This window comes from Aeromonas sp. sif2433 (assembly GCF_019218705.1).
GTDB lineage: Bacteria > Pseudomonadota > Gammaproteobacteria > Enterobacterales > Aeromonadaceae > Aeromonas > Aeromonas encheleia.
The window spans coordinates 299291-313662 of sequence record NZ_JAHUXD010000003.1 but is presented as its reverse complement, the minus strand read 5'-3'; the positions used below and the strand labels follow the sequence as shown (position 1 = coordinate 313662).

Here is a 14372-nt window from a genome sequence, read left to right as displayed (position 1 = left end):
GATGATTGGAACAGACAAGGCGCCTTCGGGCGCCTTGTCGTTTCTAGCCTTAGCCGCCCGGGGAGGAGGGGTTGGGGAGCGGGGATGGGGTGGCCAGCATCTCCAGCCTGGCGCTGAAGAGGCCCCCCTCCAGCCGGGTGGCGATCCGCCAGCCCAGCTTCTCGCAGATGCGCTGGATGATGGTCAGGCCGCAGCCGTAGCCGAGGATCTGATCCGGCGCCGCCGCGGTGGGATTGCTGATGGTGATGATCTGCCCTGCCAGCACTATCTCGATGTGGCCGTCGGCGTAGCTGAGGGCATTCTTGAGCAGGTTGCCGAGGGCGATGGCCAGCAGGGAGAGCGGGGCCTGCACCTCGCTCTGCTCGTCGAGGCTGAGGTGGATGTCCAGGTTCTCGCGCTGCAACAGGGGGGCGAGCCGCGCCAGCTCCCGCCGGATCAGCGGCGCCACCCGTTGCGGGGGACGCTCGACCGCCTCCTTGCGCCCCAGCAGCAGGAAGGTCTCGGTGAGCAGCGCCATCTCGTCGCTGGCGGCGCGGATGCGGCTGGCCGCCCGAGCGGCGGGGGCGGGCAAGTCCGTCACCTTGCCGAGCAGGGCGGCGGAACCCTGGATCACCATGTTGGGGGTTCGCAGCTCGTGGCTGGCGAAGCGGCTGAACTCCTGCTCGCGGGCGAACACCGCAGCCACCTCCTGCTTGCCTGCCAGCAGCGCCAGCTCGATCTCCCGCAGCTCCTGCCAGGGGGCATCCGGCACGAAGTCCGCCTGATCCGGGGTGAGGTGGGCGACCCGTTGGCGCAGCCGCTCCAGTGGCCGGGTGATGTGGCGCACCAGCCAGATGCCGAACGCGATGCAGCCCAGCAGCAGGGCCAGGCCGATCAAGCGGGTGACCAGATGCAGCTTGTCTTCGTAAGGGTCCAGATAGTCGTCGGCGTCATCGTTGAACACCAGATAGAGCAGGCCCTGGCCCGAGGGGTGGGGCCGCACCAGGAAGTGCTTGTCCTCCTTGCCGAGCTGGTGCTCGAAGAAGCCCGGGCTCTGGTAGGCCTTGAGCCAGGCGGGCAGGCGGCCGTGCTCGGTCCAGTAGCTGGAGAATTGACGCGGGCTGGGTGCCGGGGCCGCGGTGCCGAGCCGCAGCCAGTCGTCGTTGTAGCGGGTCACCTCCGCCTCCAGCCAGTGGCGCAGGCTCAGCTCCTCCATCTTGTCCTCGGCCACCACCATCAGCAGGCTGAGGATCACCAGCAGCAGCAGCCCGGCCCCGCCCAGCGCCAGGATCAGGCGGCGACGCAGACTGGGCAGGCTCATGGCGCCACCTGCGCGTCAGCTGTCATTGGCATGCTCGCTCCCAGGCTTCACCAGTCGGTAACCCTGACCGTGCAGGGTCTCCAGCATGGGGGTGGGGAAGGGCTTGTCCAGCGTGTTGCGCAGGGCATAGATGTGACTGCGCAGGGCATCGGAGTCGGGCTCCTCATCCCCCCAGACGGTGTCCAGCACCTCCTGGCGGCTGACCAGGGCCGGGGCCCGGCGGGTGAGCAGGGTCAGGATCCGGAACGGGATCTTGCCGAGTTTCAACTCGACGCCGGAGCGGCTGGCGCGGCCACTGGCGGGATCCACCTCCAGCTCGCCGAAGCGAAGCGCCCCCAGATCGGTGCGGGGGCCGCGCAGGGCCAGCGCCTGCAGCCTGACCTCCAGCTCCTCCATGGCGAACGGCTTGACCAGATAGTCATCGCCGCCGGCGCGAAAGCCGGCCAGCTTGTCGTCCAGCCCGTCGCGGGCGGTGAGAAACAGCACGGGGGTCGCAATGCCATCGGCCCGCAGCCGCTCGACGGTGCGCAGGCCATCGAGGCGCGGCATCATCACATCCATGATGATGACGTCGAAGCGCTGCTCCGCCAGCAACTGCAGGGCGGCCTGGCCGTGATAGGCGCAGTCCAGTCGGTGCCCTGCCAGCTCCAGATAATCCATGATGGTTTCCGCGACCTGGGGATTGTCTTCCACCACCAGTATTTTCATGTTCTGATCTCCTGGTCTCGACCGATATTTCACGGTTATTTCACAGCGGATACGCCATCCTGTGTGCCAGTGTAACCCCGAGGATCCCCGATGAAGAAGCCTCTCTGTGCTCTCCTGCTGCTCATCTTGCTGCCATTTGGCACTGTGCAGTCGGCCGAGTTCAAGCTGACCGGCCGCACCAGCTGGCAACTGGGCCAGCTGATGGTCAACGGCATCCCCTTCGCGATCGACGGCCAGACCCGCTTCAAGGATGGGCTGAGTGAAGACGATCTCGGGGGCAGCTGGGTCGATCTGGAAGGGGTGGTGCAGGGGGAGCAGCGGCTGATCCGCGAGGTGGAGACGCTGGAAGAAAAAGACCAGATGGAGCTGGAAGGACCTGTGGCCCAGGGGCGGATCTGGGGCTATGTCACCTCGGACGACAGCCTGGCGCCGTTCGAAGGGCGCTGGCTGGAGCTGGAGTGCCGATTCGATGGCATGCGTCTGAGCCGCTGCCGTGAAGATGATTGAGGCGCCCACAGCAGCGCCGACCGGAAAAAGTGCCCATCCAGGCCCATAGTTAAACCTCATCGCCGGTTGACCATGGGCCTGTTTGCTATGACCAGAACCGCATTGCTGCTGTGGGTGTTACCGTTTTGCACCCTGGCCACCGAGGCCGAACTCTGGCTGGTGGAGCTGGAGCACAACGACGGCATCCATCTGCAGTTTCAGGGTGCCGAACTGGAGCTGGGCAGTGCCGCGTTGACCGGGGTGAGCCAACCCGACGATCTCAGGCCCGGCATGCGGCTCGCCATCCTGAGCCGGTACGGCGTTGCCCAGCAGATCCGGGTACTCGCCACGGCGCCGGATCTGGCGCAGAGCAGCCAGTGGCTGCGGGCAGAGGACAGTCTGGTCGCCACCGCAGGGGAGACCTTGCTGTTGCAGGAGCTGGGAGTGCTGGTGTTCGATGCCGGCACCCGCTGGCTCAACGGCAGCCCCGCCGACCTGCAACCGGGCCTCAGGCTGGTGCTGAGCCGCGATGAGGATGGACGCTTGACCGAGGTGCTGATCCCCAATCCGGAAGAGGATCCCGAATAAATAGCCAGAATATGGCTCAGTCACTTGGCGGATATGTAATCTGGCCGAGTATCGCTGACGTTTACATTCAATAATTAAAAACTTTAACACCACAAAAGTTATAAATTTAATAATAAAGCAATGACTCTGATATTTGTTTTATCATTAATTAATAACCTGCCTGTTAATTGTGTTTACACCATTCATGAATAATTAAAGTGTGGATCCGATCGCATTCGTAGGCTTGTGTGGCTGATATTGTCCCCCTGGCATGCAGCAAGATAAATAGCATTTGCATGTCTATGCCTACAATATTGGGGGAGCTATGGATAAACTAAAAATAACGGGTTTGGCGTTGACCATTTCGACGCTGTTGATGAGCCAGGCCCATGGGGCCGAGCCCGTCTATCCTGACCAACTGCGTCTCTTCTCGCTCGGGAAAGAGGTCTGTGGTACCAACTATCGTCCGATCAATCGGGAAGAAGCGCAGAGTGTCCGCAATAATATTGTGGGCATGATGGGCCAGTGGCAAATAAGTGGTTTGGCCAATAACTGGGTGATCATGGGATCGGGTTACAACGGTGAAATAAAACCCGGATCGGCCTCGGATACCTGGTGTTATCCGACCAATCCGGTCACCAGTGAAATACCCGTATTGCCTGCGCTGAATATTCCAGATGGGGATGAAGTGGACGTGCAATGGCGGCTGGTGCATGACAGTGCCAATTTCATCAAGCCGGCCAGCTACCTTGCCCATTATCTCGGCTATGCCTGGGTCGGTGGCGACCACAGCCCCTACGTGGGTGAGGACATGGACGTGACTCAGGACGGCGGAGGCTGGCTGATCCGTGGCAACAACGGCGGCGGCTGCGACGGCTATCGCTGCGGCGAGAAGAGCAGCATCCGGGTCAGCAACTTCGCCTACACCCTGGATCCCGAGAGCTTCAGTCACGGTGAGGTGACCCAGTCCGATCGCGTCCTGATCAAGACGGTGGTGGGCTGGGCCGTCAACGACAGCGACACGCCCCAGTCCGGCTATGACGTGACCCTGCGCTACGACACGGCCACCAACTGGTCCAAGACCAACACCTATGGCCTGAGCGAGAAGGTCTCCACCAAGAACAAGTTCAAGTGGCCGCTGGTGGGTGAGACCGAACTCTCCATCGAGATCGCCGCGAGCCAGTCCTGGGCTCAGCAGAACGGTGGGGCGACTACCACCTCGCTCTCCCAGTCGGCGCGCCCGACCGTGCCCGCCCACTCGAAGATCCCGGTGAAGATCGAGCTCTACAAGGCAAACATCTCCTACCCCTACGAGTTCAAGGCGGACGTCAGCTACGATCTCGCCCTGAACGGTTTCCTGCGCTGGGGCGGCAACGCCTGGCACACCCATCCGGACAACCGGCCGACCTGGAACCACAGTTTCACCATAGGCCCGTTCAAGGACAAGGCGAGCAGCATCCGTTACCAGTGGGACAAGCGTTACATCCCGGGTGAGGTGAAGTGGTGGGACTGGAACTGGACCATACAACAGAACGGTGCCGACACCATGAAGAACGCCCTGGCCAGGGTGTTGCGCCCGGTGCGCGCCAGCATCACGGGGGACTTCCACGCCGAGAGCCAGTTCGCCGGCAACATCGAGATAGGTGCGCCCGTGCCCATCGGCGGCGACAGCAAGGCGCGTCGTGCTCGCAGCGTCGACGGCCCGGCGACGGGCCTGCGCCTGGAGATCCCGCTCGATGCCAGCGAACTCTCCGGACTGGGCTTTGACAACGTCCAGATCACGCTGGAACCCGCTACCGACAAGTAACTCTGTGGCAGTGAAACCATGATGTGAAACCGGGCTTTGTCCCGGTTTTTATTTGCTGGCATTCATATTTTTAGTGCCTTGTGCTGGCATGCCGTCTGTCCTGCGCAAGGGTCGCTGACTAGGCGAGGGTGAGCGGGTTGACCCTCAGTGCCCGCCATAGAGGGCGCCCTATGCTGACTGACGATCGTCCCCATGATCCGCACTCGGGTTCCGAGCCACAGCAGCTTGCCCAATCCCCACTGGTCTGCGGTGTTAATGCCTTGTACTTTGTAAAACCCCATTTATACTGGCGCCATCTTGTCGGAGTGCCGACCGTCGAACGACGCGAAGCTGAGACCGTTAATTCGGGATCCGTGGAACCTGATCAGGCTAGAACCTGCGAAGGGAAACAAGGGTAACCAGTGGGTTGCCGCGCGGGGAGAGGGACAAGCCTCTCCCGCTCATCGAAGGGGTCAATCCCGCGATGAGTCAGGGCGCACGAGAGGGAGTCTGTCCCGTCCGGTCTGTCCATAGAGGCGCCGCACGGCCCGCCCGAACAGGGGGGATCCAGACAGCAGAGCAGGGAAGCACAGATCCTGGGCTCGCTCCCTCTTGAAGCACATCTCACCCACAGGTTCATCACTTCTCCTCGAACTCCAGACAAGCAAACACCCATAACTTCAACCAGTTAATGTGAGTTTTGCTATGTCTACCCCAGTACAGTCCGCTCCAGAAGCACAGTCCGTTTCAGAAAACGCCGTATCTGAACAGATCAAGCCAGCCGTCGCCAGCCGTCGCCAGCAGCGTGCCAGCGCCCAGCGCTTTATCGATAACCTCAAGGGCATGGCCCATCCCAACTCCAGACGCATCTTCATCCAGGGCTCGCGCCCCGACATCCGGGTCGGGCTGCGGGAGATCTCCCTGGCCGACACCTTCGTCGGTGGCAGCGAGGAGCACCCCAAGTTCGAGGCCAATGAGTCGGTGCCGGTCTACGACACCTCGGGCGCCTACGGCGACGAGCAGGCCGAGATCGACGTGCGCCGCGGCCTGCCGCGCCTGCGGGAAGCCTGGGTGCTGGAGCGGGGCGACACCGAGTCCCTCGATGGCCTGAGCTCCGCCTTCACCCAGGAGCGTCTCGCCGACGAGGGGCTGGATCACCTGCGCTTCGATAACTTGCCCAAGCCGCTGCGTGCCAAGCCGGGTCGCCGGGTGACCCAGCTGCACTATGCCCGCCAGGGTATCGTCACCCCCGAGATGGAGTTCATCGCCATTCGCGAGAACATGGGCCGCGAGCGGGTGCGCTCCGAACTGCTGCTGCGCCAACATCCGGGTCAGGGCTTCGGCGCCCGCCTGCCGGGCAACATCACCCCCGAATTCGTGCGCGATGAGGTGGCCGCCGGCCGTGCCATCATCCCCAGCAACATCAACCACCCGGAAGCCGAGCCGATGATCATCGGCCGCAACTTCCTGGTGAAGATCAACGCCAACATCGGCAACTCGGCGGTGACCTCCAGCATCGAGGAGGAGGTCGAGAAGCTGGTCTGGTCCACCCGCTGGGGCGCCGACACCGTCATGGATCTCTCCACCGGCCGCTACATCCACGAGACCCGTGAGTGGATCCTGCGCAACAGCCCTGTGCCCATCGGCACCGTGCCCATCTATCAGGCGCTGGAGAAGACCAACGGCATCGCCGAGGATCTGACCTGGGAGCTGTTCCGCGACACCCTGCTGGAGCAGGCCGAGCAGGGGGTGGACTACTTCACCATCCACGCCGGCGTCCTGCTGCGCTACGTGCCCATGACAGCCAAGCGCCTCACCGGCATCGTCTCCCGTGGCGGCAGCATCATGGCCAAATGGTGCCTCTCCCACCACCAGGAGAATTTCCTCTACCAGCATTTTCGCGAGATCTGCGAGATCTGCGCCGCCTATGACGTGGCGCTCTCTCTGGGGGATGGCCTGCGTCCCGGCTCCGTCTATGACGCCAACGACGAGGCCCAGTTCGCCGAGCTGCACACCCTGGGCGAGCTCACCAAGATCGCCTGGGAGTACGACGTCCAGGTGATGATCGAGGGGCCGGGTCATGTGCCCATGCACATGATTGAGCGCAACATGACGGAGCAGCTGGAGCATTGCCACGAGGCGCCCTTCTACACCCTGGGCCCGCTCACCACCGACATAGCCCCCGGCTACGATCACTTCACCTCCGGCATAGGTGCCGCCATGATCGGCTGGTACGGCTGCGCCATGCTCTGCTACGTCACCCCCAAGGAGCACCTGGGGCTGCCGAACAAGGAAGACGTCAAGCAGGGGCTCATCACCTACAAGATCGCCGCCCACGCCGCCGATCTCGCCAAGGGTCACCCCGGCGCCCAGATCCGCGACAACGCCATGTCCAAGGCGCGCTTCGAGTTCCGCTGGGAGGATCAGTTCAACCTGGCGCTGGATCCCGAGACAGCCCGTGCCTACCACGACGAGACCCTGCCCCAGGAGTCCGGCAAGGTGGCCCACTTCTGCTCCATGTGCGGCCCCAAGTTCTGCTCCATGAAGATCACCCAGGACGTACGTGACTACGCCGCCAAGCTCGATGCCGCCAAGCTGGAGACCATAGAGGTGAAGCTGGTGGGCATGGATGGCCAGCAACAGCGGGTGCAGGCCGAGGTGGAGAGCGGCATGGCCAAGATGGCGGAAACTTTCAAGGAGAAGGGGGGCGAGCTCTACCATCAGGCGGCGGCCCTCAAGCAGGAGCGGGAAGAATCATGACTCCAATGGTTTCGCCGCAGGCGCCCAAACCCATCGTCTGGACCATAGCCGGTTCCGACTCGGGGGGCGGCGCCGGCATTCAGGCCGATCTGCACAGCATGCACAGCCTCGGCGTGCACGGCTGCTCCGTCATCTCCGCCATCACCGCCCAGAACTCGGTGGCGGTGAAGATGGTGGATCCCGTGCTGATGCAGAGCTTCTGCGCCCAGATCGACGCCCTCGGCGTCGATCTGCCGCCGGCCGCCATCAAGATAGGCCTGCTGCCGACCCGGCTCCATGTGGAGGTGCTGGCACGCCGGTTGGAGGTGATCGCCGCCCCCTTCGTGGTCTATGACCCGGTGGCCATCGCCAGCAGCGGCACCCCCATGGCCGAGCCGAACATGCTGGCGGCGGTGCGCGAGCACCTGCTGCCAAGGCTGTCTCTCATCACCCCCAACGGCCCCGAGCTGGAGGCACTGACCGGCATCCCGGCGACCAGCCCTGCGCTGGTGCGGGCGGGGGCCGCCCGGCTGCGCGAACTCGGCGCCCGCGCCGTGCTGGTCAAGGGGGGGCATCTGGCGTGGAGTGGCGAGCTCTGCCTCGACTACTACCAGGATGAGCACAGGGAGTTCTGGTTGGCGGCGCCACGGCTCGATACCCGCCACGGCCACGGCACCGGCTGCTGTTACGCCAGCGCCATCGCCGCGGTCCAGGCGCTGGATTACCCGGTGGAAGACGCCATCACCCTGGCGCGCGCCTACCTGCAGCAAGGGTTGGCGGCCGCGCAGGGGGTAGGGGCCGGCCCCGGCCCCATCGCCCACCTCGGCTGGCCCGGGGATCTCGCTCACTTCCCCCGCGCCCTGCTGGCGGGCTCTGCGCTGGATCACCGCTTCGGCCTCTATCCCGCCAGCGAGGCCCGTCTACCGGAGGGACCCTTTGCCCCGACCGAACACGATCTCGGCCTCTATCCGGTGGTGGATTCGGTGCCGTGGCTCGAGCGGCTGTTGAAAGCCGGGGTCAAGACACTGCAACTGCGCATCAAGGACTTGCCCGCCGACGCCGTGATGCCCGCCATCGCCGAGGCGGTGGCGCTGGGCCGCCGCTTCGGGGCCCGGCTCTTTATCAACGATTACTGGCAGCAAGCCATCGAGGCTGGCGCCTACGGTGTGCACCTGGGCCAGGAGGACATGGAGACGGCGGATCTCGCCGCCATCCAGGCCGCCGGCCTGCGCCTCGGCATCTCCACTCACGGCTACTTCGAGCTGATGCGGGCCCGGGAACTGGCACCTTCTTACATCGCCCTCGGCCATATCTTCCCCACCAACACCAAGCAGATGCCGTCCCGTCCCCAGGGGCTGGTGCGGCTGCACCACTATCGCGCCCTGATGCGTGATTGGCCCACCGTCGCCATAGGTGGCATCAGTGAAGAGCGGGTGGCGGCGGTCAAGGCGAGCGGGATCGGCAGTATTGCGCTGGTCTCGGCCATCACCGCCAGCGATGACTGGCAGGGGGCCACCGCCCGTCTGCTGGCCGCCGTCGGAGCCGGGGACGAGCCACTGTCGGCCCTGCCGAACCAGGAAAAGGAGGCCAGCCATGCTCTCTGACGAGGCATCTCTAAGTGACGAAGAGTATCTGCGCTATGGCCGCCAGCTGATGCTCGCCGAGATCGGGGAGGAGGGGCAGGCGCGGCTCAAGGGCAAGTCGGTACTGATCGTCGGTCTCGGTGGCCTCGGCTCGCCGCTGGCGCTCTATCTCGCCGGGGCCGGAGTCGGCACCCTCTGGCTCGCCGATGGCGACATCCTGGATTCCAGCAATCTGCCGCGCCAGATCCTGTTCGATGGCGAGGGCCTGCGCCGCTCCAAGGCCGAGCTGGCCCGGGAGCGACTGGCGGCCCACAACCCGCTGGTGGAGCTGATCGCCATCAACCAGCGCCTCGATGAACAGAGCCTGCCGGCCTTTGTGGCCGAGGTGGATCTGGTGATCGACTGCTGTGACAACCTGGCGACCCGCCACGCCATCAACGCCGCCTGCGTAGCCCAGGGCAAACCCTGGATCTCCGCCGCCGCCGTCGGCTGGCAGGGCCAGCTGATGGTGCGAAGCGCGTCGGAGCACGCCTGCTACGCCTGCCTCTACCCGGCGGACACCGAGATTAAAGAGAGTTGCCAGCGCAGCGGCGTCACAGGCCCCCTGGTCGGCGTGATGGGCTCCTTGCAGGCCCTAGAGGCACTCAGGCTGCTACTCGGGCGGCCCAGCCCGGTGGCGGGCACCCTGCGCCGCTTCGATGCCTTGCGCCACGAGTGGCAGTGCCTGCAGCTGCCCGCCGATCCTGCCTGCCCGATCTGCGGCAGCGCCAACCCGGCCCTGAAGGATTAACCATGAAGATCCGATTGAACGATATCGAGCTGACTCTGCCCACCGGCCAGAGCCTGACTGAACTGCTGGCGATGCAGGAGATTGCCCCTCAGGGGGTGGCGGTGGCCCTCAACGGCGCCGTGTTGCCCCGCGGCCGCTGGCCCGAGACCCGACTCGGTGACGGGGACGAGATCCACCTCTTTACCGCCATTGCGGGAGGCTGACATGCTGACCATTGCGAACCACAGTTTTTCATCGCGCCTCTTCACCGGCACCGGCAAGTTCGCCCGTCCGGAGCTGATGGCCGCCGCCATCGAGGCGAGCGGCTCCCAACTGGTGACCATGGCCATCAAGCGCCTCGAGCCGGGCAAGCGCCACGACGATATCCTGAGCCCCTTGCTCAGGCTCGGGGTCAAGCTGCTGCCCAACACCTCGGGCGCCAAGACCGCCGCCGAGGCGGTATTTGCCGCCCGGCTCGCCCGCGAGGCGCTCGGCACTAATTGGCTCAAGCTCGAGATCCACCCCGACCCCAAGTACCTGCTGCCCGATCCCATAGAGACGCTCAAGGCTGCGGAGCAGCTGGTGAAAGAAGGCTTCGTGGTGCTGCCCTATTGCGGTGCCGATCCCGTGCTGTGCAAGCGGCTCGAGGAGGTGGGCTGCGCCGCCGTCATGCCGCTCGGCGCCCCCATCGGCTCCAATCAGGGGCTGGTGACCCGGGAGTTTCTGTCGATCATCGTCGAGCAGGCCCGGGTGCCGGTGGTGGTGGATGCGGGCATAGGGGCCCCCAGCCACGCGGCGGCGGCCTTCGAGCTCGGCGCCGACGCCGTGCTGGTCAACACCGCCATCGCGGTGAGCCGGGATCCGGTCGCCATGGGTCGCGCCTTCGCGCTGGCCTGCGAGGCGGGTCGCGGCGCCTATCTGGCCGGATTGGGGACGCGCGGTAGCCAGGCCCAAGCCTCCAGCCCGCTCACCGATTTTCTGGAGGCGCTATGAGCCAGAGCATGGGGCAAGATGTGGTGTCTGCATGCTCCCCTCTCCCATTGGGAGAGGGGCCGGGGGTGAGGGAACCGGCTGAAGCGGCACTTGAATTGGTCGAGCCCTGCGCTCCTCCCCCTCCCAAGGGGGAGGCCGGGAGGGGGTTGGATTTTGCCGACCGCTGGCGCGAGCTGGACTGGGATCATGTGGGCATGAGCATCCGCGCCAAGACGGCGCGGGACGTGGAGCTGGCGCTGGCCAACCCACGGCGCGGCCTGGATGACTTCATGGCGCTGATCTCCCCGGCCGCCGAGCCCTTCCTGCCGCAGATGGCGGAGCTGGCGGAGCGCCTCACCCGCCAGCGTTTCGGCAACACGGTCGGCTTCTACGTGCCGCTCTATCTGTCGAACCTCTGCGCCAACGACTGCTCCTACTGTGGCTTCTCCATGAGCAACCGCCTCAAGCGCAAGACCCTGAATGCCGAGGAAATCGAGCGTGAATGCCTGGCCCTCAAGGCGCGCGGCTTCGACAGCGTGCTGCTGGTGACCGGCGAGCACGAGACCAAGGTGGGCATGGCCTATTTTCGCCAGCACCTGCCACAGATCCGCCGCCACTTCAGCACCCTGGCGATGGAGGTGCAGCCGCTGTCGCAGGCCGAGTATGCCGAGCTCAAGACCTTGGGCCTCGATGCGGTCATGGTCTATCAGGAGACCTACCATGCCCCGGCCTACGCCCGCCACCACCTGCGCGGCAACAAGCAGGATATCGAGTGGCGCCTCGCCACCCCGGACAGGCTGGGCCGCGCCGGCATCGACAAGATTGGCCTCGGCGCCCTGATCGGCCTGTCGCCGGACTGGCGCGCCGACAGCTATTTCGTGGCCGAGCACCTGAGCTGGCTGGAGCGCCACCACTGGCAGAGCCGCTATTCCTTGTCGTTCCCGCGGCTGCGGCCCTGCACCGGCGGTTTGCAGCCCGAGGTGACCATGACGGATCGCCAGCTGGTGCAGCTCATCTGCGCCTGGCGGCTGCTCTCGCCGACCCTGGACTTGTCTCTCTCCACCCGGGAGTCGCCGGCCTTCCGCAACGGTGCCCTGCGCCTCGGCATCACCCAGATGTCGGCGGAGTCGCGCACCCAGCCGGGCGGCTACGCGGAAGGGGATGAGGAGGAGCTGGAGCAGTTCGCCATCCACGATGATCGTTCTGTGGGGGATGTGGCCAATGCCGTGCGGCAGGCCGGATTGCAGCCGGTGTTCAAGGATTGGGAACCGTTTTTGGGGAGGTAATAAAGCCAGTTAGCTGGACCACAGCGTATATAGGTTTCTGGCTGGCTATAACAGGATGCATTTAACTGTGTTCATTGCATCCTGTTATTTTTTTGTCTGCTAGGGGTTTTAAAATAGTTGGTGCTGCCACTCATTTTAGAGTTTGTGATTAAAGTGTCTCTTTGAGTCTGTCTTTGGCGAATTCCAGAAATCTACTGATTTTATGGGAGCGGGCACTCTCACCTGTGGCCATAAGTGCGACAATGTCAACTTGTGGTAAAGCATATTCTGGGAGGAGCTCTACCAAAGTGCCAGTGTTGAGCTCAGTAATAAGATCCCATTCCGAACGATTGATTATACCCAATCCATCTAGAGCCCACTGCTTCACCACGTCGGCAATATTGCTGGTAAGTGAAGGCGTCACCCTGAGACGACATTCTCTGCCTGATTCGATATGCTGGAAACGCCAGAGGGAAACATCTTCATTATTTTCCCTCAATACGATGCAATCATGCTGATTAGTCATCAGTTGTTCTGGTGTTGTCAGGTCTGGCATGGTGGAAATATAGTCTGGTGATGCACAGAGGACACGACGAGTGGGCGAGATGACCATTCTATAGAGATGTGCCTGGGTTAATTCACCAATATAAAACATGATGTCAGGTTGGAGAGGGGAGTCTGACCAAGAAGGGCGATCAGACAGGGTAAGATCGATGGATACTGCCGGGTATTGCTGCTTGAATTGGCCAATAATGGGAGACAGTTTTTTCTCACCGAAACCAATAGGTGCAATTATATTGATATGGCCGCACAGGTCATCCTTGGCCGCTCTTAGCGATTCTTCAATTGAGGCCATTTGTCTGATAATTCCTGACCCCATGTCGATCAATATCTGGCCATGCTCGGTGACTTTTAGCTGGCGACCCTGTCGTTCAATCAGAGTAAGTCCAAGCTTTTCCTCGAGGGACCTGAGCTTCTGAGTAACATAAGGTGCCGAAACATTGAGTTGTTTTGCTGCGGTGGAGAAGTTTTTGCAGGCAGCAATGGTAATAAAAAATTTTATATCATTTATAGCCAGCATTAACATCGCCATTAAGTGAGAATTAACAAAATGCTAAATATGAGAAACATGCTACCACATGCTATGTTCTTACCGCAATGTAATAGCATTATCTGTTAATCGACGGTTTGGATTCGGCTCCGCAGATATGCTGACCATCTAAACTAGCCTTAATGGGTTAAATCGATGTGCTATTTGTCGGAGTGGCAGTCGATAAATAGCCCTTAAAAGGAAGTATTATGACATCTAGCATCATGCTGGCATTTGTTTTTAGCTGTGTCGCCTTTAGTTTTTCTCCAGGGGCGGGGGCAATTGCGACTATGTCAAGATCGATAGAAGGCGGCATAGTTCAAGCCAGGTACAATATTATTGGTTTACAACTGGCATTGCTGGTTCACCTCACCATTGTAAGTGTCGGACTGGGATCCTTTGTGGCATCATCAGACGTTGCGTTTGACTTCATAAAATATATAGGTGGAGGCTACCTCATCTATTTGGGTGTGATGAAAATAAAAAACTCAGGGAATACCGTGTTGCGTAATACTGAGACGCAAGGCGGTAAGTTAAAGAGCTTGGTTAATGGTTTTGTTGTCAATATAACAAATCCAAAATCCATTGTGTTTTTGGTCGCGTTTCTTCCGCAGTTTGTCGACGGTTCAGATAGTGGTTATCAATATATTAAACTTGGTTTTTTCATTGTTTTGGTGGACTGTATCGCAATGTTGTCATATGCATCTTTCTCTCATGTATTATTGCGATATCTCTCTGAGCCATCTCATTTAAAGCGTTTGAATTTAATATTTGGTGCAGTATTTATCATGCTAGCCGTGATGTTGTTAATGTCTGGCAGACATTGAGAGGACGATTCAATAGGTGACATCATGGCCATAGGGGAAGATGGCTTGTGAGGGATGTGGCCATGGCCCGGTAGCCAACACGTTGGCGGCGTGCTTGATATTGATGCGCAAGGGATTGGCCGTTTACCTGCCAGGCTATTCTCCTTCTCCCGGATACCGGTGCGGGTTCCCTGGGCCAACCCTTGTCGTCTGACGGCGGGTGGGGCATCGACCCGGGGCGGGTTTTTCTCTAGCATGGACCGATAGCGGGGCAGGGGCTCCGCCACCACGGTTATTCTGG

The 14372-nt window shown here is 61.9% G+C and carries 13 protein-coding genes and 1 riboswitch; of the genes, 10 read left to right on the top strand and 3 right to left on the bottom strand.

Translation table 11 applies throughout. The features are described 5' to 3' along the window. Positions 1-49: 49 nt before the first annotated feature. Both KW825_RS06890 and KW825_RS06885 read right to left on the bottom strand, forming a co-directional pair. A complete protein-coding gene (locus KW825_RS06890) occupies positions 50-1300 on the bottom strand; it encodes a HAMP domain-containing sensor histidine kinase (protein WP_218328733.1) in 1251 nt (416 codons plus the stop codon). Between the two features lie 15 nt (positions 1301-1315). After that, positions 1316-2008 (bottom strand): response regulator transcription factor, encoded by a 693-nt coding sequence (locus KW825_RS06885; RefSeq protein WP_218328732.1) that lies wholly within the window; start codon positions 2006-2008, stop codon positions 1316-1318. A gap of 90 nt (positions 2009-2098) precedes the next feature. On the opposite strand from KW825_RS06885, the gene KW825_RS06880 reads away from it, so the two are divergent. From KW825_RS06880 to thiH, 9 genes are all read left to right on the top strand, one after another. Further along, a complete protein-coding gene (locus KW825_RS06880; RefSeq protein ID WP_218328731.1) occupies positions 2099-2515 on the top strand; it encodes a hypothetical protein in 417 nt (138 codons plus the stop codon). An 87-nt stretch (positions 2516-2602) separates the two neighbouring features. Beyond that, positions 2603-3082 carry a hypothetical protein gene (locus KW825_RS06875; protein ID WP_218328730.1) on the top strand — a complete coding sequence of 160 codons (480 nt, stop codon included), beginning with the start codon at positions 2603-2605 and terminating at the stop codon, positions 3080-3082. Positions 3083-3386: 304 nt separating this feature from the next. Further along, entirely contained in the window at positions 3387-4868 is a 1482-nt protein-coding gene (locus KW825_RS06870) for an aerolysin family beta-barrel pore-forming toxin (RefSeq protein WP_218328729.1), read from the top strand. Between the two features lie 291 nt (positions 4869-5159). Continuing rightward, positions 5160-5273, top strand: a riboswitch (TPP riboswitch). Positions 5274-5552: 279 nt separating this feature from the next. Then, on the top strand, positions 5553-7607 hold the full coding sequence (gene thiC, locus KW825_RS06865; RefSeq protein ID WP_305730738.1) for a phosphomethylpyrimidine synthase ThiC: 2055 nt from the start codon (positions 5553-5555) through the stop codon (positions 7605-7607). Beyond that, a complete protein-coding gene (gene thiE, locus KW825_RS06860; protein WP_218328728.1) occupies positions 7604-9190 on the top strand; it encodes a thiamine phosphate synthase in 1587 nt (528 codons plus the stop codon). Before thiC ends, thiE begins: the two co-directional genes overlap by 4 nt. Continuing rightward, positions 9180-9959, top strand: a complete 780-nt coding sequence (locus KW825_RS06855) for a HesA/MoeB/ThiF family protein (RefSeq protein ID WP_218328727.1) — start codon at positions 9180-9182, stop codon at positions 9957-9959. Before thiE ends, KW825_RS06855 begins: the two co-directional genes overlap by 11 nt. 2 nt (positions 9960-9961) lie before the next feature. Then, positions 9962-10162: a sulfur carrier protein ThiS gene (thiS, locus tag KW825_RS06850; protein WP_218328726.1), complete on the top strand. Its 201-nt coding sequence runs from the start codon at positions 9962-9964 to the stop codon at positions 10160-10162. Position 10163: 1 nt separating this feature from the next. Further along, positions 10164-10931 carry a thiazole synthase gene (locus tag KW825_RS06845; RefSeq protein ID WP_218291018.1) on the top strand — a complete coding sequence of 256 codons (768 nt, stop codon included), beginning with the start codon at positions 10164-10166 and terminating at the stop codon, positions 10929-10931. After that, a complete protein-coding gene (thiH, locus tag KW825_RS06840; protein ID WP_371315786.1) occupies positions 10928-12196 on the top strand; it encodes a 2-iminoacetate synthase ThiH in 1269 nt (422 codons plus the stop codon). Before KW825_RS06845 ends, thiH begins: the two co-directional genes overlap by 4 nt. A gap of 148 nt (positions 12197-12344) precedes the next feature. Here thiH and KW825_RS06835 read toward each other — a convergent pair whose 3' ends face one another. Further along, positions 12345-13256 carry a LysR family transcriptional regulator gene (locus tag KW825_RS06835; RefSeq protein ID WP_218328724.1) on the bottom strand — a complete coding sequence of 304 codons (912 nt, stop codon included), beginning with the start codon at positions 13254-13256 and terminating at the stop codon, positions 12345-12347. A gap of 218 nt (positions 13257-13474) precedes the next feature. On the opposite strand from KW825_RS06835, the gene KW825_RS06830 reads away from it, so the two are divergent. Beyond that, positions 13475-14092 carry a LysE family transporter gene (locus tag KW825_RS06830; RefSeq protein WP_218328723.1) on the top strand — a complete coding sequence of 206 codons (618 nt, stop codon included), beginning with the start codon at positions 13475-13477 and terminating at the stop codon, positions 14090-14092. The last annotated feature ends 280 nt before the right edge of the window (positions 14093-14372 follow it).